This window comes from Rhizobium giardinii bv. giardinii H152, from assembly GCF_000379605.1.
Lineage (GTDB): Bacteria > Pseudomonadota > Alphaproteobacteria > Rhizobiales > Rhizobiaceae > Pararhizobium > Pararhizobium giardinii.
Map to the genome: position 1 here is coordinate 74,925 of NZ_KB902691.1, position 25,906 is coordinate 100,830.

General features: G+C 61.5%; 24 protein-coding genes. 6 read left to right on the top strand and 18 right to left on the bottom strand.

What is annotated here, in order from left to right; all coding sequences use genetic code 11:
* Positions 1-3: 3 nt before the first annotated feature.
* The 14 genes from A3AY_RS0121940 to tolQ all read right to left on the bottom strand — a co-directional run bounded on the left by A3AY_RS0121940 (position 4) and on the right by tolQ (position 16,221).
* On the bottom strand, positions 4-528 hold the full coding sequence (locus tag A3AY_RS0121940; RefSeq protein WP_018327831.1) for a GNAT family N-acetyltransferase: 525 nt from the start codon (positions 526-528) through the stop codon (positions 4-6).
* Positions 529-620: 92 nt separating this feature from the next.
* Entirely contained in the window at positions 621-2,216 is a 1,596-nt protein-coding gene (gene serA, locus A3AY_RS0121945; RefSeq protein ID WP_018327832.1) for a phosphoglycerate dehydrogenase, read from the bottom strand.
* 76 nt (positions 2,217-2,292) lie between these two features.
* Positions 2,293-3,471 (bottom strand): phosphoserine transaminase, encoded by a 1,179-nt coding sequence (locus A3AY_RS0121950; protein WP_018327833.1) that lies wholly within the window; start codon positions 3,469-3,471, stop codon positions 2,293-2,295.
* A gap of 152 nt (positions 3,472-3,623) precedes the next feature.
* Positions 3,624-4,433 (bottom strand): outer membrane protein, encoded by an 810-nt coding sequence (locus A3AY_RS0121955; protein ID WP_051108394.1) that lies wholly within the window; start codon positions 4,431-4,433, stop codon positions 3,624-3,626.
* A gap of 186 nt (positions 4,434-4,619) precedes the next feature.
* Positions 4,620-5,441, bottom strand: a complete 822-nt coding sequence (locus A3AY_RS0121960; protein WP_018327835.1) for an outer membrane protein — start codon at positions 5,439-5,441, stop codon at positions 4,620-4,622.
* Positions 5,442-5,675: 234 nt separating this feature from the next.
* Entirely contained in the window at positions 5,676-7,028 is a 1,353-nt protein-coding gene (glmM, locus tag A3AY_RS0121965; protein WP_018327836.1) for a phosphoglucosamine mutase, read from the bottom strand.
* Between the two features lie 292 nt (positions 7,029-7,320).
* Positions 7,321-9,264: an ATP-dependent zinc metalloprotease FtsH gene (gene ftsH / locus A3AY_RS0121970; RefSeq protein ID WP_018327837.1), complete on the bottom strand. Its 1,944-nt coding sequence runs from the start codon at positions 9,262-9,264 to the stop codon at positions 7,321-7,323.
* Positions 9,265-9,363: 99 nt separating this feature from the next.
* Positions 9,364-10,638 carry a tRNA lysidine(34) synthetase TilS gene (tilS, locus tag A3AY_RS0121975; RefSeq protein WP_051108395.1) on the bottom strand — a complete coding sequence of 425 codons (1,275 nt, stop codon included), beginning with the start codon at positions 10,636-10,638 and terminating at the stop codon, positions 9,364-9,366.
* A 73-nt stretch (positions 10,639-10,711) separates the two neighbouring features.
* Positions 10,712-11,707 (bottom strand): tol-pal system protein YbgF, encoded by a 996-nt coding sequence (ybgF, locus tag A3AY_RS0121980; protein WP_018327839.1) that lies wholly within the window; start codon positions 11,705-11,707, stop codon positions 10,712-10,714.
* Between the two features lie 179 nt (positions 11,708-11,886).
* A complete protein-coding gene (gene pal / locus A3AY_RS0121985) occupies positions 11,887-12,414 on the bottom strand; it encodes a peptidoglycan-associated lipoprotein Pal (RefSeq protein WP_018327840.1) in 528 nt (175 codons plus the stop codon).
* Positions 12,415-12,591: 177 nt separating this feature from the next.
* Positions 12,592-13,896, bottom strand: a complete 1,305-nt coding sequence (tolB, locus tag A3AY_RS0121990) for a Tol-Pal system beta propeller repeat protein TolB (protein WP_018327841.1) — start codon at positions 13,894-13,896, stop codon at positions 12,592-12,594.
* Positions 13,897-13,935: 39 nt separating this feature from the next.
* On the bottom strand, positions 13,936-15,009 hold the full coding sequence (locus A3AY_RS0121995; protein WP_018327842.1) for a hypothetical protein: 1,074 nt from the start codon (positions 15,007-15,009) through the stop codon (positions 13,936-13,938).
* Between the two features lie 9 nt (positions 15,010-15,018).
* Positions 15,019-15,471, bottom strand: a complete 453-nt coding sequence (gene tolR / locus A3AY_RS0122000; RefSeq protein WP_018327843.1) for a protein TolR — start codon at positions 15,469-15,471, stop codon at positions 15,019-15,021.
* A 27-nt stretch (positions 15,472-15,498) separates the two neighbouring features.
* Entirely contained in the window at positions 15,499-16,221 is a 723-nt protein-coding gene (gene tolQ / locus A3AY_RS0122005) for a protein TolQ (protein WP_018327844.1), read from the bottom strand.
* A 316-nt stretch (positions 16,222-16,537) separates the two neighbouring features.
* Between tolQ and A3AY_RS0122010 the strand changes: the two genes are divergently transcribed.
* The 3 genes from A3AY_RS0122010 to ligD are packed head-to-tail and all read left to right on the top strand — an operon-like array spanning position 16,538 to position 19,641.
* On the top strand, positions 16,538-16,807 hold the full coding sequence (locus tag A3AY_RS0122010; RefSeq protein ID WP_018327845.1) for a hypothetical protein: 270 nt from the start codon (positions 16,538-16,540) through the stop codon (positions 16,805-16,807).
* A gap of 26 nt (positions 16,808-16,833) precedes the next feature.
* The gene (locus A3AY_RS39340; RefSeq protein WP_018327846.1) at positions 16,834-17,004 is read left to right on the top strand and encodes a hypothetical protein; all 171 of its coding nucleotides are present in this window, start codon (positions 16,834-16,836) and stop codon (positions 17,002-17,004) included.
* A 9-nt stretch (positions 17,005-17,013) separates the two neighbouring features.
* Positions 17,014-19,641 (top strand): DNA ligase D, encoded by a 2,628-nt coding sequence (gene ligD / locus A3AY_RS0122020; RefSeq protein ID WP_018327847.1) that lies wholly within the window; start codon positions 17,014-17,016, stop codon positions 19,639-19,641.
* Here the strand turns inward: ligD and ybgC are convergent, their stop codons facing one another.
* Positions 19,642-20,085, bottom strand: coding sequence for a tol-pal system-associated acyl-CoA thioesterase (ybgC, locus tag A3AY_RS0122025; protein WP_018327848.1), 444 nt, complete (start codon positions 20,083-20,085; stop codon positions 19,642-19,644).
* A 122-nt stretch (positions 20,086-20,207) separates the two neighbouring features.
* Here ybgC and A3AY_RS0122030 point away from each other — a divergent pair, with 122 nt between their 5' ends.
* The 3 genes from A3AY_RS0122030 to A3AY_RS0122040 are packed head-to-tail and all read left to right on the top strand — an operon-like array spanning position 20,208 to position 23,198.
* Positions 20,208-21,428, top strand: coding sequence for an NAD-dependent epimerase/dehydratase family protein (locus A3AY_RS0122030; RefSeq protein WP_018327849.1), 1,221 nt, complete (start codon positions 20,208-20,210; stop codon positions 21,426-21,428).
* A complete protein-coding gene (locus A3AY_RS0122035; protein ID WP_018327850.1) occupies positions 21,425-22,297 on the top strand; it encodes a glycosyltransferase in 873 nt (290 codons plus the stop codon). The genes A3AY_RS0122030 and A3AY_RS0122035 overlap by 4 nt, the downstream gene beginning before the upstream one ends.
* 13 nt (positions 22,298-22,310) lie before the next feature.
* Positions 22,311-23,198, top strand: a complete 888-nt coding sequence (locus A3AY_RS0122040) for an NAD-dependent epimerase/dehydratase family protein (RefSeq protein WP_018327851.1) — start codon at positions 22,311-22,313, stop codon at positions 23,196-23,198.
* 102 nt (positions 23,199-23,300) lie between these two features.
* Here A3AY_RS0122040 and A3AY_RS0122045 read toward each other — a convergent pair whose 3' ends face one another.
* The 3 genes from A3AY_RS0122045 to ruvA are packed head-to-tail and all read right to left on the bottom strand — an operon-like array spanning position 23,301 to position 25,901.
* On the bottom strand, positions 23,301-24,203 hold the full coding sequence (locus tag A3AY_RS0122045; protein ID WP_018327852.1) for a metallophosphoesterase: 903 nt from the start codon (positions 24,201-24,203) through the stop codon (positions 23,301-23,303).
* Entirely contained in the window at positions 24,204-25,244 is a 1,041-nt protein-coding gene (gene ruvB / locus A3AY_RS0122050) for a Holliday junction branch migration DNA helicase RuvB (protein ID WP_018327853.1), read from the bottom strand. It abuts the gene before it with no gap.
* Between the two features lie 39 nt (positions 25,245-25,283).
* On the bottom strand, positions 25,284-25,901 hold the full coding sequence (gene ruvA / locus A3AY_RS0122055) for a Holliday junction branch migration protein RuvA (protein ID WP_018327854.1): 618 nt from the start codon (positions 25,899-25,901) through the stop codon (positions 25,284-25,286).
* Between the last annotated feature and the right edge of the window lie 5 nt (positions 25,902-25,906).

Consider the following 25,906-nt stretch of genomic DNA (forward strand, 5'->3'; position numbering starts at 1 on the left):
CTCTCAGCTTCCGCGGCCGGGCAGATCTCGCTCCATATAGACGGCCTGGCCGCCATAACACTCGAGCTTCGCAGCCAGTGCATCATCCATGCACACCGAAAAACCTTGGCCCTCCCAGAACCCCTGCGATCCATTGACCGAGACCAACGCGACCGTCCGATAACCGGCCAAACGGGCCTGCTCGGCAAGCAACGCCGAAATCTTGGCCCCAGCGCCGGAGCCGCGCGTACCCGGCAGCAATGCCAGGTCATGTAAATACCACGCGTCTGCCTCTGCAGGGATCGCCCCGAGCGGGACGTCGATCGGCGGCGGCGCCCGCCGGACCCAGGGGTGGCTCAGAACATATCCCGAAACCACCCCACCGTTTTCCAACACAAAGCATCCCTGCGGGCAAAGCAGCAGCCGTTCCAGAAGCACATCATGCGCCTCGGGCTGAAGCGCATGAGAGATGCACTGGATGTCATAGATCACACCAACGTCCGCCGCATCGGCAGGGCGCCAACGATGAGCCGTATTTTTCTCGGTCATGCCGCTCGCTTTCATCAACGACAAACGCGCCGGAAACAGGTCCGGCGCGTCCTTTTGTCAGTTTGGGGCTCCGCGCTCGCGCGCAGCGCTGATCAATCGACGTTAAACACCAGTTGCTTGGCCTGGCGGATTGCCGGGTTGGCCCGCAGCTTGTCGAGCACCTCTTCCGACACCGCACCATCGACATAAAGAAGCGCGATGGCATCGGAGCCGGCATGATGACGGCCGAGCTGGAAGTTGGCGATGTTGACGCCGGCATTGCCAAGGGTCGTACCGATGAAGCCGATCATGCCGGGAACGTCGGTATTGGTGATATAGACCATGTGATTGCCGACATCGGCATCCAGGTTGATATCCTTGATCTGGATGAAGCGCGGCTTGCCGTCCGAGAAGACGGTGCCGGCAACCGAGCGCGTCTGATTGGCCGTCGTCACCGTCAGCTTGATGTAACCGTCGAAAACGCCCGATTTGTCGCGCTTGACCTCGGAGAGGATGATGCCCTTCTCCTTGATCATCACCGGCGCCGAAACCATGTTGACGTCGGAGACCTGGCTGCGGATCAGTCCGGCAAGGGCTGCACTCGTCAGCGCCTTGGTGTTCATCGAGGCAGTCGAGCCGTCATAGAGGATCTCGATCTCCTTGATGGCGCTTTCCGTTACCTGGCCGACAAAGGCGCCGAGCACGTCGGCAAGCCTGATGAACGGCTTCAGGATCGGCGCTTCTTCAGCCGTGATCGACGGCATGTTGATGGCATTGGAAACAGCGCCCTTGACGAGGTAATCCGACATCTGCTCGGCGACCTGCAGGGCGACGTTCTCCTGCGCTTCCGTGGTGGAAGCGCCGAGATGCGGCGTGCAGACGACGTTCGGCAGGCCAAACAGCGGGCTTTCCGTCGCAGGCTCGACCTCGAACACGTCGAAACCGGCACCGGCGACATGACCGGACTTGATGGCATCTGCCAGCGCATGCTCGTCGACCAGGCCGCCGCGCGCACAGTTGATGATGCGTACGCCCGGCTTGGTTTTCGCCAGTGCTTCGCGGTTCAGGATGCCGCGTGTCTTGTCGGTCATCGGCACGTGCAGGGTGATGAAATCGGCCTGGGCCAGCAGTTCGTCAAGCTCGACCTTGGTGACGCCCATTTCTTCGGCGCGCTCTTTCGACAGGAAGGGGTCATAGGCGAGCACGTGCATCTTCAGGCCGATGGCGCGCGAGCAGACGATCGAGCCGATATTGCCGGCGCCGATGACACCCAGCGTCTTGCCGGTGATCTCGACGCCCATGAATTTCGATTTTTCCCATTTGCCGGCCTGGGTCGAGGTATCGGCCTGCGGCAGTTGGCGGGCAACGGCGAACATCAGCGCGATGGCGTGCTCGGCCGTCGTGATCGAGTTGCCGAACGGCGTGTTCATGACGATGATGCCGCGGCGCGATGCAGCCGGGATATCGACATTGTCGACGCCGATGCCGGCGCGGCCGATGACCTTGAGGTTGGTCGCAGCCGAAATCAGCTTTTCCGTCGCCTTGGTGGCGGAGCGGATGGCGAGACCGTCATAGTTGCCGATGATCTCGGCCAGCTTGTCCTTGTCCTTGCCGAGCTTCGGCTGGAAATCGACTTCGACGCCGCGATCGCGGAAGATCTGGACGGCGGTTTCCGACAATTCATCGGATACGAGTACGCGAGGTGCCATGAGAGGCCTCCATTGGTTTCGTCAAAAATTGAAAGGATATGGAAGACCGCGCCCTGCCGGCGCGGCCATAAGCCTGTCAGGCAGCAGCCTGGGAAAGCGTCGCCTTCTGGGTCGCAAACGCCCAGTCGAACCAGGGCATCAGCGCCTCGAGGTCGGCCGTCTCGATGGTCGCACCGGCCCAGATGCGGAAGCCGGACGGTGCGTCGCGGTAGGCGCCGATATCGTGGGCAACGCCCTGCTTTTCCAGAAGCGCCACCATGCCCTTGGCAAAGGCGTCCTGCGCGGCAGCGTCGAGGGCTGCAACATCCTTGTCGACGATCTTCAGGCAGACCGACGTATTGGACTGCGTTGCTTCCACAGCGGCCAGATTGGCGATCCAGTCCGTCTTTGCGACGAAGTCATGGATGACCTGCGCATTGGCATCGGCACGGGCGATCAGCGCCTTGAGGCCGCCAACCTTTTTGGCCCAGAGCAGGGCATCGATATAGTCCTCGACGCAGAGCATCGACGGCGTATTGATCGTCTCGCCCTGGAAGATGCCTTCGATGATCTTGCCGCCCTTGGTCATGCGGAAGATCTTCGGCAGCGGCCAGGATGGCTCATAGCTTTCCAGCCGCTCGACAGCGCGCGGCGAGAGAATGAGAATGCCGTGCGCACCCTCGCCGCCCAGAACCTTCTGCCAGGAGAAGGTGACGACATCGAGCTTGGCGAAATCGAGTTCCTGAGCGAAGGCCGCCGAGGTGGCGTCGCAGATCGTCAGGCCCTTGCGGTCGGCCGGAATGAAATCGGCGTTTGGAACGCGCACACCCGAAGTCGTGCCGTTCCAGGTGAAGACCACGTCGCGGTCGAAATCGAGCTTGGAGAGGTCCGGAAGCAGGCCGTAATCGGCCACGATCTTGCGGGTGTCGGGGAGCTTCAGCTCCTTGACGACATCGGATACCCAGCCGGAGCCGAAGCTTTCCCAGGCGACCATATCGACGCCGCGGGGCCCGAGCAGCGACCAGAGCGCCATCTCGACGGCGCCGGTGTCGGACGCCGGGACGATGCCGATGCGGTAGTCCGCCGGCACTTCCAGAACTTCGCGGGTGAGGTCGATGGCCTGCTTCAGCTTGCTCTTGCCAACCTTGGCACGATGCGAGCGACCGAGGGCTGCATCAGAGAGCGCATCGAGCGACCAACCGGGGCGCTTCGAGCAGGGACCAGAAGAGAAATGGGTGTTTTGCGGACGGATGTCCGGCGCAGCAGGGGTCGTCATCTGAGCTATCCTTCCAGATAGAAAGCCTCTCGTTAGGGAGAGGTGGCCTGCCGCCGTCAATATGGCGGACCGGGAAGGAAGTCAATAAACTTATGTCGCTGTTGAAAAGATTTTTGGCGCGACCAGCATGGCAGGGAGACTTGCGTCCCTGCCTACCACAACGCCAATCGCAGGCCGGCACGAACCTCATGACGGCCGAGGCCGTCGTCGCGCCCGCTTGTATCGCCGCTGCCGAACATGTCGCCATCATCGATCTGCGAATAGCGGTAACCGATGTCAAGCTTCAGCCGTTCCGTCACGTCATAGGAAACACCGGCCATCAGCGCATAGGTCAGGCGCCAGCTGCTGTCGCCATTGAAGGACTGGTCGATAGCGCCAGCGCCCGAACAGGCGGCCGCGCCCGGCAAGCAGCCGGTGCTTAGCGACACCTCGCTCCAGCGCAGGCGCGTCACGCCGAGGCCGGCGCCGAGATAGGGAGTCAGGCCGGCAAGCGTGCCCAGATCGACATAGCCGTTTGCCATGATGCCGATTGCCTTGTAGTCGGCCCGTTCGCTTGCGGCACAGGAGGTCCCAGCCGCCTCGCCGGCGCAGGGAACGTCCGCCTCGCCCGAACCATCGAACTCCCCGTCGAAATAATCGCCCGTTAGGTCAGCACGGAACATGTCGCTGAACTGATAGCCCACACCCAGGGAGCCGGAGAACGGTTTGCCGAAGCGAGCGTCGTCGAAGGACGCGGTGCCCGTCGTACCCGTGCCGGCGTCGAAGATGCGAACCGACGGATCGCCCTCCTGCGTCCAGCCGGCATAGCCGAGATCGCCGCGCAGATAGAACCCCTGGCCGCCCGTTTGCGCGGCAGAGATGGTGACTTCGGGCGCCTCGAGCAGATCATCCGCCGCCATCGCCTGATTGGCAGCGAGCAGCGCCAGCGCGGATGCAGAGAGGAGAATACGTCGCCAGTTCATCGTCGCGTCCTTGGAAAAGCTATCCGTCGCGGCGCGAAGCACCTTGGCCGGCCGCATTTACGAGGATTAACTATCGCAGCCGCTGGTTAACCATCGGTTAACCATGCTTCTTAACCAGATGACGGGCTGAACGGAAAAGGCCGCCCGGACACCGGGCGGCCTTCAACTGAAATCTCTGAATGCGGGTTACTTGTAGACGGCGGGCTCGACCGGCGGCACATAGGCTTCCTGGCAGCCGCTGAAGGAATAGCGCAGACCGGCGCGGGCTTCGTGCAGGTAGAGGCCCTCATCCGAACCCGGGCCGCCATTGGATGCATAGCCGAACATGTCGCCCCCGAGCACGTGGCGGAAGCGGTAGCCGACATCAGCCTTCAGGTTGCAGGTCAGATCGATCGCCGTACCGGCCATCAGGGCATAGGTGAAGCGCCACTTGTCGCGGCCGTCATGGTCGATCGTCGGATCGCAATTGCTCGGATCGGCCGTCTCGCAGCTCGTGTTGCGCAGATTGTCCCAACGGACCTGGGTGCCACCGATACCGCCACCGACATAGGGCGTGAAAGAACCGTAGGTGCCGATATCGACATAGGCGTTGGCCATCAAGCTCCATGCCGTCAGAGCCGCCACGTCACGCGACGTACAGGCAGCAGCAACACCGCAGGAACCCGTGGTCGAGCCTTCGAAGTCGGCGTCTCCAATGTAGTCGAGAGTCACGTCGGTGCGCAGATAGTCGTTGATCTGGTAGCCGACACCAATACCGGCCGTCCAGGTGTCATCGAGATCGGCATCGTCGAAGTCTTGAACGAAGCGGCCGGGGCCCTGATAGTAGTGCGCGCCGCGAAGATCGGTGAAGGCGTAGCCGACGTCGCCGCGCAGATACCAACCGCTGGCGGAAGCGACCTGAACCGGCTCGGCAATCGGCTGCTCGATCGGCGGCTCGTAGAGATCCGCAGCGAAGGCTGCGGTGCCGCTGAGCAACGCCGCAACAACGCCAATCAAAATAGACTTCATGGCCTCACTCCAAAATTTTTTTGTTGCTTGGTCAGCCGAGAGAGCGGCCTCCAATAAATGATGTCGAAGTGGATCATGAATAAGAAAGGTTAAGGTCCAATTAACTACAAAAATTTACCGTAACTATTAACGGGTTTGCTTGAAGACAAAGCAACGCCAGATGCCTTCCTAGCAATAGCTAAAAAAAGACCGGGCATAACCCGGCCTTCCTTACATCTCGGACGCAAATGCGCTTCAGGCGACGTTGCGAACGGCGCTGATGACACTGATCAGCTCGTCGACGATCCGTTCGACCTGCTGCCGGTCGTCACCTTCCGCCATGACGCGGATCAGCGGCTCGGTACCGGACGGGCGGATCAGCAAGCGGCCGTTCTTGGCAAGTTCCGCCTCCGCGTCGGCGATTGCCTGACGGACGGTGACGTTATCGAGCGACATGCCGGACGAAACCCGAACGTTCTTCAGAACCTGCGGTACCGGGTCGAAACGGTGGCACACTTCGCTGACCGATTTTCCCTGGCGCTTGACGCAGGCGAGAATCTGCAGCGCCGCGACAAGGCCATCACCGGTGGTGCCGAAATCCGAAAGGACGATATGACCGGATTGCTCGCCGCCGACATTGAAGCCATGCTGGCGCATGTGCTCGACCACGTACCGGTCACCGACCTTGGTGCGATGCAGGTTGAGGCTGCGTCCCTGAAGGTAGCGTTCGAGGCCAAGATTGGACATCACGGTCGCAACGATGCCATCACCGTTGAGCATGCCTTCGGCCGCCCAGCTGTCGGCGATGACCGCCATCAGCTGGTCGCCGTCGACGATCTTGCCGTGCTCATCGACGATCAGCACACGGTCGGCGTCGCCATCGAGCGCAATGCCGATATCGGCGCGCACCTCGTGCACCTTTTTCTGCAGGGTCTCCGGGTGGGTCGATCCGCAGTCAAGGTTGATGTTGATGCCGTTCGGTTCGTTCCCGATCGTCACGACGTCCGCGCCGAGCTCCCATAGGGCAAGCGGCGCGACCTTGTAGGCCGCACCGTTGGCGCAATCGATCGCGACCCGCAGGCCCTGGAGCGTCACGTCACGCGGCAATGTGCGCTTGGCGTGTTCGATATAACGATAGATGTCGCCTTCGACGCGCTTGGCCCGGCCGATTTCCTGCGATTTGGCGAGCTGCGCCGTCATATCCTTTTCGAGCAGTTCCTCGATCTGGCCTTCCATCTCGTCGGACAGCTTGTAGCCATCCGGACCGAACAGCTTGATGCCGTTGTCTTCGAAGGGATTGTGCGAGGCGGAGATCATCACGCCGATATCGGCGCGCAGCGAGCGCGTCAGCATCGCGACGCCGGGGGTCGGTATAGGTCCGAGCAGGAAGACATCAAGACCTGCGGCGGTGAAACCGGCCACCAGGGCATTTTCCAGCATATAGCCCGAAAGGCGCGTATCCTTGCCGATCACTACCCGGTGCCGATGCGCGCCATTGCGAAAGATCGTACCAACGGCAACGCCGACGCGCATGGCTAGATCCGGCGTCATCGGAAACAGGTTCGACTGTCCGCGGATACCATCCGTCCCGAAATATTTGCGCTTCATAAAAACTCCAATTCTTGTCAAAGGCGCCGGCGCAACGTCAGTCACAGGCCCGCCAGGGAGGCGCTTTTCCGCGACACCGGCCTTCCGGGTCACATAGCAGGCGCTCAGGCGTCAATCTGCGATCGCTCGGAAAACTGCGCATGGGTATTTTATTGCCATAAAACCTGCGCCACAACATCCCGTGGTATCATCAGAATTCATTACAGCGCGTTACCAAATTATTCAGGACAAAGAAAAACCGCCGCATCTTTCGGCGCGGCGGTTTTAATACGCATTTGTACCCGGTGTAAGCCTATTGCGGCTGCGGTTCGAACCCGCCTTCGGCCTCGTCGCCCTTATGGCCGACGGAACCGTCCTTCTTTGCGCCCGCCGACGGAACCGCGGAGCCGCGATGCGGAGGCGAGTCGTCGCCAAGGTCGCGCGCCGGCTTTTCGCCGCGGATCAGCGCCTTGATCTCGTCGCCGGTCAGCGTCTCGTATTCGAGCAAGCCCTCGGCAATCGCAACGAATTCGGTATGCATCTCGGTGATGATCCGCTTGGCTTCCAGGTATGCCTCGTCGATCAGGCGACGGATTTCGGTGTCGATCTTCTGCGAGGTCGCTTCCGAGACGTTCTTGGTCTGCGAAACAGAGTGGCCGAGGAAGACCTCCTGCTGGTTCTCGCCGTAGGCAACCTGACCGAGTTCATCGGAGAAGCCCCATTGCGTCACCATGGCGCGCGCAAGCTTGGTTGCCTGTTCGATATCGGACGATGCGCCGGAGGTGATGTTCTCCTTGCCGAAGGTGATTTCCTCGGCAACACGGCCGCCCATCATGATCGCCAGGCGCGACACCATCCACTTGTAGCTCATCGAATAGCGATCGCCTTCGGGAAGCTGCATGACCATGCCGAGAGCGCGACCGCGCGGAATGATCGTCGCCTTGTGCAAGGGATCGGCAACCGGAACCTTGAGCGCCAGAATAGCGTGCCCGGCCTCGTGATAGGCAGTCAGCTTCTTCTCGGCTTCGGTCATGGCGGAGGAGCGGCGCTCCGCACCCATCATGATCTTGTCCTTGGCGTCTTCGAATTCCTGCATGGTGACGACGCGCTTGTTGCGGCGCGCAGCCATCAGGGCGGCTTCGTTGACGAGGTTCATCAGATCGGCGCCCGAAAAGCCGGGCGTGCCGCGTGCAAGGACCTTGAGATCGACATTCGGCGCCAGCGGCACGTTGCGGATGTGCACCTTGAGGATACGTTCACGGCCGTTGATGTCGGGGTTCGGCACGACGACCTGGCGGTCGAAGCGGCCCGGGCGCAGCAGCGCCGGGTCGAGAACGTCCGGGCGGTTGGTCGCGGCAATCAGGATGATGCCTTCATTGGCCTCGAAGCCGTCCATCTCGACCAGCAGCTGGTTCAGGGTCTGCTCGCGCTCGTCGTTACCGCCGCCGAGACCGGCACCGCGATGGCGACCGACGGCGTCGATTTCGTCGATGAAGATGATGCATGGCGCATTCTTCTTCGCCTGCTCGAACATGTCGCGGACACGCGATGCACCGACACCGACGAACATTTCGACGAAGTCCGAGCCGGAAATCGTGAAGAAGGGCACATTGGCTTCGCCAGCCACGGAGCGGGCAAGCAACGTCTTACCGGTGCCGGGGGGCCCAACGAGCAGAACGCCGCGCGGAATGCGGCCGCCAAGGCGCTGGAACTTCTGCGGATCGCGCAGGAATTCGACAATTTCCTCGAGATCCTGCTTGGCTTCGTCAACACCGGCAACGTCGTCAAACGTCACGCGGCCGTGCGCTTCGGTAAGCAGCTTCGCCTTGGACTTGCCAAAGCCCATTGCGCCGCGCGAGCCGCCCTGCATCTGCCGCATGAAGAACAGCCAGACGCCGAGGATGAGAAGCATGGGCAGCAAAGTGCCGACATAGCTCAGGAAGCCGGAGGATCCGTCGGTTTCGGGGCGAACCGTCACGGTTACGTTCTTGGCTTCCATGCGTTCGGTCAAAGCCGTGTCGATCGCAGGCGCATAGGTCTGGAAGGTCGCGCCGCTTTCGGTGTAGGAGCCGATCACCTTGTTGCCGGTGATCAGCACTTCCTTGACGCGGCTGCCATCGACGTCCTTCAGGAACTGGGAAAAGGGAATATCCTTGGACCCGGTGCGCTCCGTCGGCTGCTGAAACATGCTGAACAGCGCGATCAGCAGCAGGGCAATGATTGCCCAAAGGGCAAAATTTCGAAAATTAGGGTTCATCGAACTCCCCGGAACCTGTCGCAACCCTCAATGATTTGTGGCTGCATTGTTATGTCTAACATAGGGTTGCGCGACCGGCTTGCCAAGGTAAACTCAGGTTCAACCTGTCTTTTCCGTCAAAACATCGTGAACCGGAGGAGCAAGATACCGGTCACGGCCAAAGAGCGCAGCAATGCTATTGGCCATCATCAGGTCGAAACGCGGCAAAAAGGTGTCGTACAAGCCGATACTGGTTTCGACCAAGGGCTTAGAGGACAAGGCGCCCTGGCCCACCTTAGAGAAGACCGGAGCGGATTTCGCCGCGCGCTTGACGATCGCCTCCGGCAGACCTGCGGCAATCGGTCTCGCCGCAAATTCCCTGGCGTCGACACCACCGGCGACTGCCACCGGCTCTTGCCCGATATTGGAAATGAGGAAACGGCCGTCCCAGATCGCTTTCTGGCGAGGCCGAATGACGATTTCCGGCAAGTTCCTTGCCTCGCGATAGAGATACAGACCTGAACGGCGGCGGTCGAAAACCACCCGCCCGGCCGTCATTCGGCCGTCCCGTCCCTCGGCCAGGAAGGCGGCAAGCCGGGCCGCCGTCTCGCGCCCCGGCAGATGGCGCCTGCCACCGAGGACTGCGGTGAGCGACAGGATTGCACGGCGCCAATCCGGATCTGACATATCTCCGGCAAGCGCCGGATCGATCCGTGCGACAGACCGCTCGAAGACCGCGACATGCCGCTCCAGCAGATCGGCGACGCGTGCGCTGGAGCGGCGCCGCGCTTCGGTCGCCGCCATGAAGCGATCTGTGGTCGACCGAGTGTCGTCGTGGAGCGCCTGGCGAACCCGGACCCGCTCGAAGCGAGGATTGGCGTTGCTGGGATCGTCGAACCACTCTTCGCCCCGCAGCGCGAGGTAGCCGCGGATATCGGCCCGACGCTGATTCAGAAAAGGCCGCAGCACCCAGACGCGACGGTCGACAAGCATTCCATCCGCCATTCCGGCCAGGCCTGGCGCATCCGGACGCGAGCGGCTTTGCCGCATGACAACGGTTTCAGCCTGATCTTCGGCGGTATGCGCAGTCACGATGCATTGCGCGCCCGCCTCCTCCGCTGCATCGGCCAACAGCACGTAGCGAGCCTCGCGGGCGGCAGCCTGAAGACCGGTCGCCGACTTTTCACCCAGCCAGCGACGCGTCAAATGAGGGATATTCCTGCCCGCACAAAACTGCGCGACGGCATGTGCTTCGCTGGCGGATTCCGGACGCAAGCCATGGTCGACGGTGCAGGCGGAAAGGGAAAATGCGGAAAAGCCGCGCGCAATCGCTTCGTGCAGCGCAAGCAGCAGCCCCTTCGAATCGCTGCCGCCGGATACCGCGACCAGGATCATGCAGGGTGTCTTGAACGTCGAGAGAAATTGTCTGGCCGCTTCGACGACGGCGAGCGGCGCATCGCCATCTGCCTCAGCAGGCAAGGCGGCTCTGTTCGCTGGTGACCTTGGCCTTCACCGCCTGGGACGCCTTGGGATAGCGCTTCTTGACCTCGCGTAGCGTCGCGCAGGCTGTGTCCTTGTTGTCGAGGGCTGCGAGCGACATGCCGAGCTTCAGCAGCATTTCCGGCGCCTTCGGCGACTTGCCGTAGTTCTGGTGCGCATTCAGGAAAGTCTTTGCCGCGTCGTTGAACTTGCCCTGCGAATATTGCGCCTCGCCCATCCAGAAGCTGGCATCGGCGGCTTTTTCGCCGTTCGGGAAGACGTCCAGATAGTCGCGGAATTCGTTTTCGGCCTGGCTGTAGTCGCCGGTCAGCACATGGCCGTAGGCGGACTGATAGAGATCGCCGGGATTGTCGAGCGCTGCCGTCTGCTGCTGGCTGTCGGGTGTCTCGTTGATACCCTGATCGACGCCCGGAAGCGGGGCTTCGAGATTGGTCGCGTTTCGATTTGCCGCAACAGGGTTGCCGTTCTCATCGAAGACGATTTCGCCAAGCGTCGTCGGCGGAGCACCCGTGTTACCGCCCGCAGTCGTGTCCGATCCCAAACCTGCGTTGGGATCGGTTGCCGCTGCCTGATCATCCGTTGCCGGCAAGCCGGCGGATGCAGTGTCGTCTGTCGCCGGCTTTTCCGCCTGGCTCTTCTTGGTCGAGCCCGACTTGCCGCTTTCCAGGTCCTGGAAGCGGAACTCGTTGTCTTCCTGGAACTTGCGGATCTGCTCCTGCATCTGCAAAAGCTGGAAGCTCATTTCCTCGATACGCCCGTTGAGCGAGCGGATCTGTTCCTCGAGCTGCCCGATGCGTCCAATCTCGCTGGACTGGACCTTGAGCAGCGGCGCTCCGCCCGGCGACTTGGTCTCGCCATGGATTGCGCGGTTGAAAAGTGCGGAAAGCGGCATGGCGGTCACTGTCTGCCCGAAACCCGCAAAGGCGGTGAGGCCGATCAATCCCGCCACGACAAAATGTTTCATGTCATGTGTCCCGTTTGTGTATCCACTCTCGCCCGCAACCGTTGCAAATCAGGCGCCGGGCGATTGCCGCACAGTTTTCCAATTGGCCTCAAAAAGCAACGGAGTTCGGTGAAAGTGTGACAAAAAAGAAAGGGCGGCCCGAAGACCGCCCTTCCATAAGATTTTTCGAATGTCGGCAATTACATGCCGGCGCCACCGAGAACCGTGACGGCGCGGCGGTTCTGCGACCAGCAGGAAATGTCGTCGCAGACGGCAACCGGCTTTTCCTTGCCGTAGGAGATCGTCTTCATCTTGCCGGCCGGGATGCCGCGCGAAGCGAGATAGTCGCGGGTCGCGGCAGCGCGGCGTGCGCCGAGTGCAAGGTTGTATTCGCGGGTGCCGCGTTCGTCGGCGTGACCTTCGATCGTGATCGCATAGTTCGGGTAGCGCTGCAGCCACTGGGCCTGCTTGTCGAGTGTCGCCTGCGCGTCGGCACGGATCGAAGTGGAGTCCGTATCGAAGAAGATGCGGTCGCCGACATTGACCGTGAAGTCCTGCGCCGAGCCCGGCGTCGCTGCGTTCAGGCCGAGTTCGCCAGCGCTGTTCGGCAGATTGTTCTTCTTCGAGGCGCAGCCGGCAATCGCGAGCGTCATGAAGAGGGCAACCATGACCGGATTGCGAGCGAGGGTTTGCATGCGGCCTTCGGCCTTGGCGTGAATGCGGCTCATGGGCCGGTCTCCTTGGATGTCTAAATTCAGGGTTGCCAGACTGTAACCGGAAGCGGTTAATCCACTTTCAACAGGTATGGTTAACAGAGTGTCAAAATATGCGTGAAGCCTTGCTAGATCAGCCCTTTGCGGCAAGAAAGCGGCGGCTCGCCACTTTCTTGCCGCATCGCAGCAACGCTATTCGAGCAGCGGCGACCAGGCCGGATCGGATGCAAAGCCCTGAGTGGCGATCAGCTGCTCGTTGTAGCCGGTAAGGTCGATCGAGTAGAGCTGCGGCCCGCCGGCACCGGCGTTCTGGCGGAAGAACATCAGCACGCGGCCGTTCGGTGCCCAGGTCGGGCCCTCATTGTGGAAGCCCGTCGTCAGGATGCGTTCGCCCGAACCGTCCGGCTTCATCACGCCGATCGAGAACTTGCCGCCCGATTGCTTGGTGAAGGCGATCAGGTCGCCGCGCGGTGACCAGACGGGCGTAGAATACGACCCGTCGCCGAAGGAGATGCGGTTCTGACCGCCGCCCGAAGCGCTCATGACATAGAGCTGCTGGCGGCCGCCGCGGTCACTTTCGAAGACGATCTGGCTGCCATCCGGCGAATAGGACGGCGAGGTGTCGATCGCAGCCGTCGAGGTCAGGCGCGTCGTCGTGCGCGAACGCAGGTCCATCGTGTAGATGTTGGCGTTGCCTTCCTGCTGCAGGCTCATGATGACCCGCTGGCCATCCGGCGAGAAGCGCGGAGCAAAGGTCATGCCGGGGAAATTGCCGACGACTTCGCGCTGTCCGGTTTCGAGCTGCAGCAGGTAGACGCGCGGCTCGTTGCCCTCGAAGGACATGTAGGTGATTTCCTGCTTGTTCGGCGAGAAGCGCGGCGTCAGCACGATATCGTTGGAATTGGTGACCGCGCGGGCGTTGAAGCCATCCTGGTCCATGATCGCCAGCTGCCGCTTGCGCGCCGTCTTCGGACCACTTTCGGCGACATAGACGATGCGGGTGTCGAAATAGCCCTTTTCGCCGGTGATCTGCTCGTAGATCGCATCGGCGATGATATGGGCGACGCGGCGCCAGTTTTCCGGCTGGGTGAAGAACTGCTGCCCCGTCATCTGTTCGTTGGCAAATGTATCCCACAGGCGGAACTCGGCCTTCAGGCGGCCATCGCCTTCCTGCGTCACGCGGCCGGTGACGAGCGCCTGCGCATTGATGACCTTCCAGTCCTCGAAGCGCGGAGCGGCATCGGGATTGGAGATCTTCTCGATGAAGGCGGCCCGGTCGATCGGCGCAAACAGGCCGGATCGCTTGAGGTCGGCTGCGACCACGTCGGAAATCTTCCGCCCCAGTTCACCCTGCAGGAAATCACTGACAGCGATCGGCATGGGCTCGACATTGCCCTTGTTGATGTTCAGTTCGACGCGCGCGGAAACAGGCGAGGTCGACAATGTGACCACTGCCGCGAGTGCGACGAGAAAACGGAAAAGGTTGCGTTTCAGCATATATCGAAGCCTTTCAGCCATTCATTCATTCATTTTATGTCACTGGATCGACATGGAACTCGGGTCGAAATTGACGACCATCTCTCTCCATGAATCGTATTTGTCTGCCGGCAGGCCCTGGAAGGGCAGCGACTTCAGGATAGCGCGGCGCACGCTGCCGATCATCGTCCGGCGGGCCGTTTCCGAGCCGCCCGTGGTCTCCACCTCGGGTTCGCCGACAATGTTGCCCTGCGGGTCGAGCTCGAAGCTCACCGTCAGTTTCATGCCGTCCAGGCCTTCGATGCCGGCAAAGGAGCTCCAGTTCTTCTGGATCTGCCCGCGCAATGCGTCCATCTCGTTCTGCGAAAGCGTGTTGCCGGTCGTCTTGGATGCTCCGAATGCCTTCTCGGTCTTGCCGCTCTTTGCACCGCCGTTCGCGGGGTCCGTCTTGTTGAGCAGGGCCGCCACCTCGTCCGCATTGAAGTCTGACTCGTTCTGGGACGAGGCCTTCTTCTTCTCTTTCTTGTTTTCTTCGTTCTTGCGGTCCGGCGTCTTTGCGGTCTGGGCGGGTTTCTCGACCTTCGGCTTAGTCACCGGCGTCGGGATCTTGTCCGGAAGCGCTTCGGCTTCAGGATTTTCCGCCGGCTGCTCCTCGACCGGCTGTTCCTCGGGCTTGGGCTCCGGCTTTACCTCTTGCTTAGGCTCGGGAAGAGAAGCAACTTCCGTCGCAGGTTCGGAAGCCGGTTTTTCCTCGGTAATTTCCTTGCTGTCTTCCTTCGCCGGATCGGGTGTCGGCAGAGCCTTCTCTGTCTTTTCCGGTGCGGCTGCCGATACGTTGTCGCTGGGCTTGGCATCCGGCTTGGGCGGGGTCTTTATGTCGACCTTGTTCTCGCCGACATTCTCCGCGTTTTCGACGGTATCCGGGCGCTTGGTCGGCGTGACCGACGGTATTTCGGCTTTGGGCGCTTCCTTGTCGCCTTGCTGCAGCTTGGTCAACTCTTCGATGGGGACCATATCGACAGGCATTGCCTCGACATCGGCGACCTCGAAATCTGCCGGACTGCCGAGCGAAACCAGCGCCCAGGTCAGCACCAGGGCGTGCAGCACAGCGGATGTGACGAGACTGGTCTTCATCGCAGCGCTCTACTGGTCCTTCTTCGGCTGGGTCACGAGGCCGATGTTCTTGAAGCCGGCCTCCTGGATGCGCGACATCACGTCGGCGATCACGCCGTAGGGCGAAGTCGCGTCGCCGCGCACGAAGATGCGCTCGCTATAGCCTGTCGTGGCGATCGCCTCGAGCTTGGCTGCGACTTCCTCGACCGGGATCGGTGTTTCCTGCAGGAAGACCTGGCCGTCGCTCTTGACGGAGATGGTGATCGGCTGCGTTTCGGAATTGAGCGCCTTTGCCTGCGTTTCCGGCAGGTCGATCGGCACGCCGACCGTCATCATCGGGGCGGCGACCATGAAGATGATCAGGAGCACCAGCATCACGTCCACGAAGGGCGTGACGTTGATTTCGCTCATGATGGCCTTGCCGCGGCCGCGCCGGCGGCGTCCGCCGCCCGATCCCTTCGATCCGCCTACTGCCATACCCATAGCAAATACTCCGTCTCTTGGGCCCGGTTACTGCGCGGCCTGGCGCGGCTGCTGCAGCTTCTCGTCGATCTGGCGGGAAAGGATGGCCGAGAACTCGTCGGCAAAGCCTTCCATGCGGGAGGTGATCTTGCCGGCGTCAGCGGAGAACTTGTTGTAGGCGATGACCGCCGGGATAGCGGCAAGAAGGCCGATCGCGGTGGCAAGCAGCGCCTCCGCGATACCTGGCGCGACAACCGCAAGGTTGGTCGACTTCGAACCGGCGATCGCCTGGAACGAGGTCATGATGCCGACGACCGTACCGAACAGGCCGACGAACGGACCGGCCGAGCCGATGGTGGCAAGCGAACCGAGCCGCGCTTCAAGCGCTTCGGACTCCCGCGAAAGCGTGACATCCATGGCCCGGTCGATACGCATCTGCAGGCCGATCGGCGAACGGGCACCGCGCTCGAAGGATTTCTTCCACTCGCGCATCGCCGAGACGAAGATCGCGCCCATGCCGGAAGTCTGACGATCCGACAGCGTCCGATAGAGTTCCTCGAGCGACTGACCCGACCAGAACACCTGTTCGAAGGCGTCCAGCTGGCGGCGAACCTTGCCGTATTTGAGTGTCTTGTCGACGACGATCGCCCAGGTCCAGACGGAGGCACCAATCAGCCCCAACATGACCAGCTTGACGACGAAGCCCGCTTCCATGAAAAGCGACCACAGCGTTACGTCCGTCGTCGCCGCAGCCAATCCAACCTGTTCCATAGTCTCAAATCCCCGAATCCAAACACCCGGCAAGAGCAGTCTCATGCTCACAGCCAGGTAGCTCAAACGTCATTGTTGCAAGATTGACCCGGCAGCTGCCGATAACCGGCCTCATGCCGATCGTTAAGCTTCCTGTCTGCCTTCTTGCGTTCAATCTTGGTGAAAGGATGACGTGCACCGCACAAAACCCTAATACGGGCATTAAGACATCATTATGGTTAAGGGAGCGTTACTTTATTGCACTGCAATCGCGATGGGCGAAAGCAGACGGCAGGCCGCTCGGGGAACCTTCCACCGCCCGCCGCGTTAGCCGCCCATGAGCACCAACACGCCGAAGAAATCGCCGAAACGTCCCGCACGGCCGCATTTCGATCACCGCGACCGTCTTATCCTTGCACTCTATGCGCAACTCCGGGCCGAGCGGGAGACCCGCGAGGCGCTGGAATGGGCGATCGAGAATGACGCGATATCGCCCGACGTGCTGCAGGCCATGATCTCCGACCCCGTGCCGGTCATTACCAGTGAGGATGTGGCAGCGCTCGAGCGCCTGCTCGCCCGCGACACCACCAGGAACATTCCGCACTAGCCCGCTTGAACTCAAAAGGTGGAAACATGGCATCGCGTGCATTGTTGAAAGGGCAGTTGCCCTTCGCCCTCGTCTCCATACCCACCGAAGTCTTCAGCGCGACTTCCGGCAGGAAGGCCGACACCGTCCCCTTCGATGCGACGATGTCCGCCTTGAAAAACAGCCGCGAAGGTGGCGGCGGGAAATCACCTGCTTGAGGCCCGGCCATGGTTCAGCAGCACCATTCCCTCATCGAATATAATCGCAAGCGCGACTTCACCAAGACATCGGAGCCGAAGGGCGCGGCGCGGCGGTCGAAGCCCGGCAAGCTTTTCCTGATCCAGAAACATGATGCGACCCGGCTGCACTATGATTTCCGGCTGGAATGGAAGGGGGTGCTGAAAAGCTGGGCCGTGACGCGCGGGCCGAGCATCAACCCGCAAGACAAGCGCCTTGCCGTGCGCACCGAGGACCATCCGCTGGCCTATGGCGATTTCGAGGGTACGATCCCCGAAGACCAATATGGCGGCGGCACCGTGATGCTGTGGGATACCGGCTGGTGGGAGCCGGACAACGACCCGGATGAAGGGCTGAAGGAAGGCAAGCTGAAATTCCACATCCATGGCCAGCGTCTGCGTGGCGGCTGGACGCTCGTACGCATGAAATCTCGCGAGGGAGAAAAACGCGAGAACTGGCTGCTGATCAAGGAGGACGACGAGGACGCTGACCCCGACGGCGAAAGCCTGCTTACGGAAAACACGACCAGCGTCAAGACCGGCCGGTCGATGGAGGAGATCGCTTCGGGCCGCGGCGAAACGAAGGCCCACATCTGGCAGTCCAACAAAAGCACTGCCGAAAACGTCAAGGCGGGTGCCGTTGCTACGGAGAACGCGCCGCCCCGCCCGAGCGCAAAGATGCAGACGGGCACAAAACCGGCGTTTCAAAGGCCGCAGCTTGCGACCCTCGTCTCCGGGGCCCCCGCAGGCGAGGACTGGCTGAACGAGGTAAAATTTGACGGCTACCGACTGATGGTCGCCATCGGCAAGGGGGGTGTCACCTGTTTCACCCGCACCGGCCTCGACTGGACGGAAAAATTCCCCGACATCGTCGAGGGTTTCTCCAAGCTCGATTGCAAGAGTGCTTTGATCGATGGCGAAGCGGTCGCAGCTTCCGAAACAGGCTCGAAATTCTCCGCCTTGCAGAAGGCGCTGAAGAGCGGTGGCGAAACGCGCTTCTATGCTTTCGACCTGCTGCATCTTGACGGCAAGGACCTGCGCGGCAAGCCGCTGACCGCGCGCAAGCGGGTACTCAAGACGCTGATCGAGACGCTGGGCGGCAGCCGGTCGGTGCAGTACAGCGAGCATGTCCAGGGCAATGGCGAGAAGGTCTTCCAGGCCATGTGCAGGGCCGGCCAGGAGGGGATCATCGCCAAGCGGGCGGATGCGCCCTATCGCGAGGGACGCGTCGGCAGTTGGCTGAAGATCAAATGCACCAAAAGACAGGAGTTCGTCATTGGCGGCTACTCGCCGTCTGACAAACGCGGCCGCGCCTTCGCCTCGCTGTTGGTCGGCGCCTATCAAGGGGGCAAGTTCGTCTATCAGGGCCGCGTCGGGACCGGCTTCGATGAGGACATGATGGCTGATCTCGCGTCCTGTTTCGCGAAGCTGAAAATCGACAAGCCGGCCTTCGACGCCGTGCCGCGCGAGATCGCGCGTGGCGCCGTCTGGCTCAAGCCGAAGCTTGTCGCCGAGATCGATTTCACCGAATTTACCGATGATGGCCACATCCGCCACGGGGCCTTCGAGGGCCTGCGCGAGGACAAGGAGGCGACTGCCGTGACACTGGAATCGGAAAAACCCGTCTCGACGAAATCCGTGCGGAAGAACGCGGCCGAACGCGAGGCGCCCTCAACAGCCTCGACGAGCAAGACGACGACCAAGCGCAAGGAAACCGATGCCGAAGGCGATGTGCTCGGCATCCGCATTTCCCATGCCGACCGCCTGCTCTTTTCGGATCCGGACATCACCAAGATCGACCTTGCCCGCTACTACGGCGTCGTTGCCGACCGGATGCTGCCGTTTGCCGCCAGGCATCCGGCATCGATCCTGCGCTGCCCGCAGGGTCCAGACCATCAATGTTTCTACCAGAAACATGCCGGCGACGGATTCCCGGACGAAATCCACCAGGTGCCGATCGAGGAATCGGACGGCGACGTCGCGAACTACCTCTATGTCGATGACGCGAAAGGCCTCGTCGCTGCCGTGCAGATGGGCACGATCGAATTTCATATCTGGGGCTCGACCATCGACAGGCTCGACGCGGCCGACCGCCTGGTCTTCGACCTTGATCCCGATCCGAGCGTCACGTTCGAAACGGTGAAGACCGCGGCCGTCGCTCTGCGCGAGACACTCGAGGATATCGGCTTGAAATCCGTTGCCATGGTCTCGGGCGGCAAGGGCATCCACATTATCGTGCCGCTATCGCGCAAAGCCGCCTGGGAGGATGCCAAGGCCTTTGCCAAGGCGTTGTCCGTCAGGATCGCCGACCAGGACCCCGACCACTATATCGCCACCATGTCGAAGGCGAAGCGCAAGGGGCGCATCTTCATCGACTGGCTGCGCAATGAACGCGGCGCAACCGCCGTCGCTCCGTATTCCATCCGGGCCCGCAAAAGCGGTCCGGTCGCAACACCTGTCACCTGGGAGGAACTCACCGGCCTGGACGCCGCCAACAGCTTCCATATTCCAGATATCCTTGGCAGGATCGATAATGGAAATGACCCCTGGGCCGAAGCCAGGGATTGGAAGCAGAGCATCACCAAGGCAATGCTGAAAGCGGCGGGTGCGGAGAGCTGATCAGCCCTGCCCCAAAAACTTCTTGCCCAGCGCTTCCGGCAGCCGGCGCGGCCGGCCCTGCCCGTTGATCACGGCAATGATCACCTTGGCGGCGATCAAAAGCGTGCCCTCACGGCGTATTTCCTGGCCCAGCACCATCTTGGCGCCACCCGCCTTTTCCGTCGTCGTGGTGATCGTCAGGATGTCGTCCATGCGCGCCGGCGCCTTGAAGTCGATTTCCATGCGATGGACAACGAAGACGAGACCTTCCGCATCCCCCTCGATTGCCAGCGTCGCCTGCTCGACACCCAAAAGCCGCAAATAGTCGGTGCGGGCCCGCTCCATGAAATGCAGGTAGCGGGCGTGATAGACGACGCCGGAGAAATCGGTGTCTTCGTAATAGACCCGCTGCACCAGCCGGTGCCCGTGATCTGTCAGTTCGCCGGAAAGCGCGATCAACGTCATTCATAACCTCGGAAGTTTTCTTTTCCTGTGGCGGAACAAACGCCGTTTGGCAAGCATTGTCGTCCTGTCACATTCCATCCCTATCACCGTCACATAATTTTCCACGTGAGGAGATTCGCTGCATGAAGATTGCTGTCCTTGGCGGTGATGGCTTCGTCGGCTGGCCGACGGCCCTGCATTTGTCCGACGCCGGGCATGACATTCACATTCTCGACAATCTCTCGCGACGATGGATCGACACGGAACTCGGGGTCCAGTCTCTCACCCCGATGGATTCCATCCAGGAACGGACCCGCATCTGGCATGCCGAGACCGGCCGCCGCATCCATTTTCACCTGATCGATCTCGCCCGCGACTATGAGTTGCTGAAAAACTGGCTTGCGGAAAACCGTCCGGACGCGGTCATCCATTTCGCCGAGCAGCGCGCCGCGCCCTATTCGATGAAAAGCGACCGCCACAAGAACTACACGGTCAACAACAACGTCAACGCCACCCACAACCTGTTGAACGCGCTGGTCGAGATCGGCCTCGACGCCCACCTGGTCCATCTCGGCACGATGGGCGTCTACGGCTATTCGACCGTCGGCGCGGCGATCCCGGAAGGCTATCTGCCGGTTGGCATCGAGATTGAGGATGGCCGCACCGTCGCCCAGGACATCCTCTATCCGGCCAATCCCGGCTCGATCTACCACATGACCAAATGCCTCGATCAGTTGCTGTTCCAGTTCTACGCCAGGAACGACGGCATGCGGATCACCGATCTGCATCAGGGCATCGTCTGGGGCACCCACACCAAGCAGACCCGCCGCCACACACAGCTGATCAACCGCTTCGACTATGATGGCGACTATGGCACGGTGCTCAACCGTTTCCTCATCCAGGCGGCGATCGGCTATCCGCTGACCGTTCATGGCACCGGCGGCCAGACCCGCGCCTTCATTCATATCCAGGATTCCGTGCGCTGCATCGAACTGGCCCTGATGAACCCGCCCCAGCGCGGCGCCCGCGTCGAAATCTTCAACCAGATGACCGAGACCCACCGGATTCGCGATCTTGCGGAAATGATCGCCGGCCTCACGGGCTCGGAAATCGCCTGGCTGCCCAACCCACGCAAGGAAGCTGCGGAAAACGATCTCGTCGTCCGCAACGAGAAGTTCCATGAACTCGGCCTCAACCCAACGAGGCTGCAGGATGGCCTGCTTGCGGAAATCATCGACGTTGGCAGGACATATGCCTATCGCGTCGACCGCAGCCGCATTCCGGCCGTTTCGGCCTGGACCAAGGGCATCGCCACCAAGATCAACCACGATCCGGAAGGCCGGAGGCTGAAATCGGTTTCATGACGCAATCCGGTCTGGTTCCTGATGGCATCACACCTTCCGGTCCCGCCGGATCGCACAATGCGTTCGTCACGCTGGTGACGAACGCCGACTACGCCATGGGAGCGACCGCGCTTGCCCGCTCCATCAGGCTGACGAACACCCTGGCGGATATTGTCGTACTCCATACGGGGGGAGTGAACGCGTCGGCATTGGAGCCATTGATCGCGCTTGGGTGCCGGCTGGCTGCCACCGACCTCCTGCCGCTGTCGGATGCCTTCAACGAACGTCATGGCCGCAAGAATGTTCATGACACTGCCCCTTTCACCAAGGGCCGCAAACCCGACTTCCACTCGCCGCTCGACAACTTCTGCAAGCTGCGGCTCTGGCAACTCACGGAATACGACCGCTGCATCTTCATCGATGCCGACGCGCTGGTGTTGAAGAACATCGACCGGTTTTTCGCCTATCCCGAATTTTCCGCAGCCCCCAACGTCTATGAGAGCCTTGCCGACTTTCACAGGCTGAACTCGGGCGTCTTCGTCGCCCAGCCGTCACGCCGGACGTTCGAAACCATGCTGACACGGCTTGATGCGCCCGATGCCTTCTGGCCGCGCACCGACCAGACCTTTCTTGAGAAGTTCTTCCCCGACTGGCACGGCCTGCCTGTCACGATGAACATGCTGCAATATGTCTGGTTCAACATGCCGGAGCTGTGGGATTGGGCTTCGATCGGCGTACTGCACTACCAATATGAAAAACCTTGGGAAAAGGACCATCCAAAGGAACAAAGGCTGCGACCGCTGGTCAACCTGTGGCATGCTTTCTTCACAGGCGAGAACCTCCCGGACATTGCCAATCTGCCGAATCCGGGCCCGCCAAACCCGGACTGAATTCAGGAAGCTCATGACCCGCGTTCTCGTTTCCGGCGGCACAGGCTATGTTGGCCGCTTCATCGTCGAGCACCTGCTGGCGGGCGGCTACAAGGTCACCGTTGGCGGCCGCACCGCGCCCGAACCAGGCTTCTTTTCGAAGGACGTTCCCTTCGTTCCGCTGATCCTCGATCCCGAAGGAGACCAGATCGAGGCCTTCGACAACGTCTACTATTTCGTCCACGCCGCCTTCGATCACCTGCCCGGAAAATTTCGCGGCGGCGAAGGAAGCGACCCCGATCGATTTCGTCGCGCCAATCTGGACGGCAGCGTAAGGCTGTTTGAAGCAGCGCGCGATGCCGGTGTTCGCCGCTGTGTCTTCCTGTCGAGCCGCGCCGCCTACGGTCTTCGTGCAGGCGCCGCTTTGCTGAGCGAAGGCATGCAGGCCAAGCCCGATACGCTCTATGGCGAGGTAAAGCTGCAGGCCGAGCGCAGCCTGCTTGCGCTTTGCGGCCATGGCTTCGTCGGCGTCAGCCTGCGGGCCACGGGGATTTACGGTCCCGCCGGGCCGGGCCGAAAACACAAATGGGCAGCACTTTTTGAGAACTACCTGTCGGGAAAGGCCGTCTGCCCTCGTGCCGCGACGGAAGTGCATGGCGAGGATGTCGCCAAAGCTGTGCGGTTGATGCTGGAGGCCGACGCCGTGCGAATCAATGGCGAGACCTTCAACCTGTCGGATATCCTGACCGACAACCATGAAATCCTCTCCATGCTTCAGCGGGTGACCCACTGTCCGCATCCGCTGCCGGAACCAGCGGATGGCAGCGCCTGTAACCGGATGGCAACCTGCAAGATCGAAGCGCTGGGCTGGAAGCCCGGCGGCAGGGATCTGCTGCGCCGGACGATCGAACGGCTGGCTTAATTGATCCCATACATGAGGTTGCCAATGCCCTTAGGTCTTCGACAAACCAAGGCGGGTGGTCTCACCCGCCGAGGGGAGCAGAAACTCATGTATGGGGTCAGGTTATCCGAGATCGATAACGACGATTTCCGGCGGCGAGCCGAAGCGGATGGGCGCGATGGAGCAGCCGAGACCACCCGAAATGATGATATTTCGATCATTCTCGACAACATGGCCGTAGGCATAACGATCGCCGAAACGCGACGGCACGACCGGTGAACGGCCAAAAAGACGCACCTGCCCGCCATGCGTATGCCCCGACAGCGTCAGCGAGACGCGTTTCGGGACCTGGGGAAAAATATCGGGCTCATGCGCAAGCAGGATGACCGGCGCATTATCGGTGACTTGCGCCAGTGTTCCATCGAGGTCGTCGAGCCCGGTCATCCATTGGCGGTTCCACTTCTTGCCTGGCAGCAGGGCCAACTGGTCCTCAAGGCCGGCAAGCCAAAATCCATGTCCATCTTTTTCCAGGCGGACCGCCTGATTGCCATAGACCGGGATGCCGACATCTCGCAGCGCGCGGTGCCCGAACGTGTCGCCGCTACCGATCTGCTGCGCGGCCTTGTCTTCCCACCAGTCGTGATTGCCGAGGATCGCATGGACACCGAGCGGCGCGCTCAAGGTTGCAAGCGCCTTCGACCATTCGTCCGAATGCACGTAGCGCGTCACCAGATTCATGCCCGTGGCGTAGTCGCCGAGAAGAACCGTGACGTCACCGCCGAGCGTGTTGGCATGAGCGCAAATGGACGCGATGCGACTGGCCGACATCCAAGGCTCGCAGGCGTGAATGTCCGCCAGGGCAACCACCCGCAGCTTCAGTCCCGGCGTCCAGCCCGGCGGCGTCAGCGTGTAGCGCGTGACATTCAACCGGACAAGCGGCTCGAAGGCGAAGGAATAGCCGCCGAGCGCCATCATCCCGCCGACACCGCCGCCGAGAAATTTCAGAAAGCCGCGCCGTGTGATCACTCAATCGTCCTCTTGGAACAGGCGGAACTGGGTGGCTTCCAGATCCTTGGGCACCTGTAATCCAAGATGTTTCCATGCATTTGCGGTCAAAACACGCCCGCGCGGCGTGCGCTGGATAAAACCCTGCTGGATCATGTAGGGCTCGATGATGTCCTCGATGGCGTCGCGCGGCTCGGAGAGCCCGGCGGCAATCGTCTCGATGCCAACGGGACCGCCGCCGAAATTGAGCGCGATCATGGTGAGATAGCGCTTGTCCAGCTGATCCAGGCCCATATTGTCGACCAGTAGGCGCGTCAGCGCCTCGTCGGCGATCTGCTTGGTCACGGCTTCGGCCTTTGCCACCTCGGCGAAATCACGCACCCGGCGCAACAGCCTGCCGGCAATGCGCGGCGTGCCGCGCGAGCGGCGGGCGATCTCGCGGGCGCCATCGTCGGTGATGCCAAGCCCCATCAGCCGGGCGCCGCGCCGAACGATCAGTTCCAGTTCTTCCACGGTATAGAAACTGAGCCGCACGGGAATGCCGAAACGATCGCGCAACGGCGTCGTCAACAGGCCGAGCCGGGTGGTGGCAGCGACCAGCGTGAACTTCGACAGGTCGATCTTCACCGAGCGCGCCGCCGGCCCTTCGCCGATGATCAGGTCGAGCTGAAAGTCTTCCATCGCCGGATAGAGGATCTCCTCGACAGCCGGGTTGAGCCGGTGGATCTCATCGATGAACAGCACGTCGCGGTCTTCGAGATTGGTCAGAAGCGCCGCAAGGTCCCCCGCCTTGGCAATCACCGGACCAGAGGTCGAACGGAAATTGACGCCGAGTTCCTTGGCCATGATCTGCGCCAGCGTCGTCTTGCCGAGGCCGGGCGGGCCGACGAACAGCACGTGATCCAGCGCCTCGCCGCGGTTCTTCGCCGCTTCGATGAACACTTTCAGATTGGCGCGCGCCTCCGCCTGGCCGGTAAACTCGTCGAGCGATTGCGGACGCAGCGTCGTATCAAGGTCCTCGCCCCGCTTTTCCGGTGTGATCAGTCTCGGTGCTTCACTCATAAAAACTCAATCTCATGCCGCGGACACGATGGCAACGCACTAACGCGCCAGTTCCTTCAACCCCAGCCGGATCAGCTTGGCGCTGTCGGCGCCCTCGCCGCCATTCTTCAATGCCGCCGCTACCGCGTTTGCCGCCTGATCACGCGAGTAGCCGAGATTGCTGAGGGCCGACACCGCATCAGCCACCGGCGCTGCGGCGACACCTTCGCCAAGCTCCTGCTTCAGACCGATATTGGCCGCCGCCTCGCCGGCGAAGGCGGGCGCCTTGTTCTTCAGTTCGGTCACGATGCGCACCGCGACCTTCGGGCCGACACCCGGCGCCCGCGACACGGAGGTCTTGTCCTGCAGCGCGATTGCATTCGCCAGTTCGCCGGGCGTGAGAACCGAGAGCACCGCCAGCGCCACCTTGGAGCCGACACCCTGAACGCTCTGTAAGAGCCGGAACCACTCCCGCTCCAGCGCCGTCAGGAAGCCGAACAGCCGCAGCTGGTCCTCGCGCACATAGGTCTCGATGAAGAGTACGACCGCCTCGCCCGGCGAGCCTATTCTGGATAATGTCCGCGACGAGCAATGCGCGACATAGCCGACGCCGTGGACATCCACGACGACATGGTCGTCGCCGATCTCGTCGATCGTTCCCTTGAGTTTGCCGATCATGGCGA

Coding starts and splice junctions, on each gene's coding strand:
- A3AY_RS0121995 (WP_018327842.1), bottom strand. CDS start 15,009: ATGAAGACCAGTCTCGTCACATCCGCTGTGCTGCACGCCCTGGTGCTG.
- A3AY_RS39340 (WP_018327846.1), top strand. CDS start 16,834: ATGGCATCGCGTGCATTGTTGAAAGGGCAGTTGCCCTTCGCCCTCGTC.
- A3AY_RS0122030 (WP_018327849.1), top strand. CDS start 20,208: ATGAAGATTGCTGTCCTTGGCGGTGATGGCTTCGTCGGCTGGCCGACG.
- A3AY_RS0121950 (WP_018327833.1), bottom strand. CDS start 3,471: ATGACGACCCCTGCTGCGCCGGACATCCGTCCGCAAAACACCCATTTC.
- A3AY_RS0122010 (WP_018327845.1), top strand. CDS start 16,538: ATGAGCACCAACACGCCGAAGAAATCGCCGAAACGTCCCGCACGGCCG.
- serA (WP_018327832.1), bottom strand. CDS start 2,216: ATGGCACCTCGCGTACTCGTATCCGATGAATTGTCGGAAACCGCCGTC.
- ligD (WP_018327847.1), top strand. CDS start 17,014: ATGGTTCAGCAGCACCATTCCCTCATCGAATATAATCGCAAGCGCGAC.
- ruvA (WP_018327854.1), bottom strand. CDS start 25,901: ATGATCGGCAAACTCAAGGGAACGATCGACGAGATCGGCGACGACCAT.
- A3AY_RS0122035 (WP_018327850.1), top strand. CDS start 21,425: ATGACGCAATCCGGTCTGGTTCCTGATGGCATCACACCTTCCGGTCCC.
- A3AY_RS0122040 (WP_018327851.1), top strand. CDS start 22,311: ATGACCCGCGTTCTCGTTTCCGGCGGCACAGGCTATGTTGGCCGCTTC.
- tolQ (WP_018327844.1), bottom strand. CDS start 16,221: ATGGAACAGGTTGGATTGGCTGCGGCGACGACGGACGTAACGCTGTGG.
- ybgF (WP_018327839.1), bottom strand. CDS start 11,707: ATGAAACATTTTGTCGTGGCGGGATTGATCGGCCTCACCGCCTTTGCG.
- pal (WP_018327840.1), bottom strand. CDS start 12,414: ATGAGCCGCATTCACGCCAAGGCCGAAGGCCGCATGCAAACCCTCGCT.
- A3AY_RS0121960 (WP_018327835.1), bottom strand. CDS start 5,441: ATGAAGTCTATTTTGATTGGCGTTGTTGCGGCGTTGCTCAGCGGCACC.
- A3AY_RS0121940 (WP_018327831.1), bottom strand. CDS start 528: ATGACCGAGAAAAATACGGCTCATCGTTGGCGCCCTGCCGATGCGGCG.
- tolB (WP_018327841.1), bottom strand. CDS start 13,896: ATGCTGAAACGCAACCTTTTCCGTTTTCTCGTCGCACTCGCGGCAGTG.
- ruvB (WP_018327853.1), bottom strand. CDS start 25,244: ATGAGTGAAGCACCGAGACTGATCACACCGGAAAAGCGGGGCGAGGAC.
- ybgC (WP_018327848.1), bottom strand. CDS start 20,085: ATGACGTTGATCGCGCTTTCCGGCGAACTGACAGATCACGGGCACCGG.
- tilS (WP_051108395.1), bottom strand. CDS start 10,638: ATGATCCTGGTCGCGGTATCCGGCGGCAGCGATTCGAAGGGGCTGCTG.
- ftsH (WP_018327837.1), bottom strand. CDS start 9,264: ATGAACCCTAATTTTCGAAATTTTGCCCTTTGGGCAATCATTGCCCTG.
- glmM (WP_018327836.1), bottom strand. CDS start 7,028: ATGAAGCGCAAATATTTCGGGACGGATGGTATCCGCGGACAGTCGAAC.
- tolR (WP_018327843.1), bottom strand. CDS start 15,471: ATGGGTATGGCAGTAGGCGGATCGAAGGGATCGGGCGGCGGACGCCGC.
- A3AY_RS0121955 (WP_051108394.1), bottom strand. CDS start 4,433: ATGAACTGGCGACGTATTCTCCTCTCTGCATCCGCGCTGGCGCTGCTC.